At 72.5% G+C, this 1,188-nt stretch carries 1 protein-coding gene; it reads left to right on the top strand.

The genetic code is table 11. The annotated features are described in order from the left end of the window. Positions 1-33 precede the first annotated feature (33 nt). Positions 34-1,188 (top strand): HNH endonuclease signature motif containing protein (locus tag ACYVIH_RS22645; RefSeq protein ID WP_460871809.1); only part of this gene is annotated, 1,155 nt, incomplete at its 3' end.

Genomic DNA, 1,188 nt, shown 5'->3' with positions numbered 1-1,188 from the left:
CAGCAGCTCCGCACCCCGGCCCTGGCTCGGGCTGTGGCTGCGGCGCGTGCTGCGGTCGAGGAGGCAGCGGCGGTGCCGGTCGGCTCGCTGGACCGGTTCGAGATCTCCGAGGGGCTTGCCGAGCTGGTCGCCCTCGAGGCCCAGGCCACCGAGCTCCGGCTACGCCTGCTCGCCGAGGCCGATCGCCGGGAGCTGGCCGACCAGGAGGCAGCCACCGACACCGCGGCATGGGCGGCGAAGCTGACCGGCACCACCCGCGGGGTGATGGCCGGTGGCCTCTGGCTGGCCCGGCTCCTGAAAGACCGCTACCACGCCACCCGCGAGGCGTTCGCCGCCGGAACGATCAGCCTCGACCAGGTCCGGGTCATCGTCCGCGCCGCCGAACGCATGCCCGAAGCAGCCACCCCCGAGCAGCGCACAGCCGCCGAGGAGGCACTCGTGGCCAAGGCCACCGCCGGGATGAACGCCCGCCGACTACGCCAGGTCGCCCGCCGGATGCTCGAACGCCTCGACCGCGAGCTGGCCGACAGACAAGAAGCCGACATGCTCGACGAGGAGGAACAGCACGCCCAGATCGAGACCTGGCTGACCCTGCACGACAACGGCGACGGCACCACCACCGGCCGGTTCGTCATCCCCGAGCTCCACGGCCAGCTGCTCCGCGCCGCACTCGAACGCCTCTCCTCACCCCGACGACTCTCCCGCAACCGCGCCGGCGACCTGGTCACCGACCCCACCCTGCCCGGCACCGGCCCCGGCCTGAACTGGTCGGAGTCCCTCGGCGCAGCGTTCACCGAGCTCCTCGAACACCTCCCCACCCACGGACACGGACCCAACGGCGCCACCATGCTGGTCCACATCGACCACCAGCACCTCCAAGACCAGCTCGCCGCCGCCCGCCTCGACACCGGCACCCGGATCTCAGCCCGCCAGGCCCGACGGCTCGCCTGCAACGCCGGCATCATCCCGATCGTCCTCGGCGCCGACTCCGACATCCTCGACCAGGGCCGCGAACGACGCCTGCACACCACCGCCCAACGCCGAGCCCTGTCCGTGCACCACGAAACCTGCGCCACCGAAGGCTGCGAACGCCCCTTCGCCTGGTGCGAGATCCACCACCCCGACCCCTGGAGCCAGGGCGGACCCACCGACCTCACCAACGCCCTGCCCCTGTGCGGCTACCACCAC

This window comes from Nocardioides pakistanensis, assembly GCF_054781215.1.
This window is presented reverse-complemented; position numbering and strand designations above follow the sequence as displayed.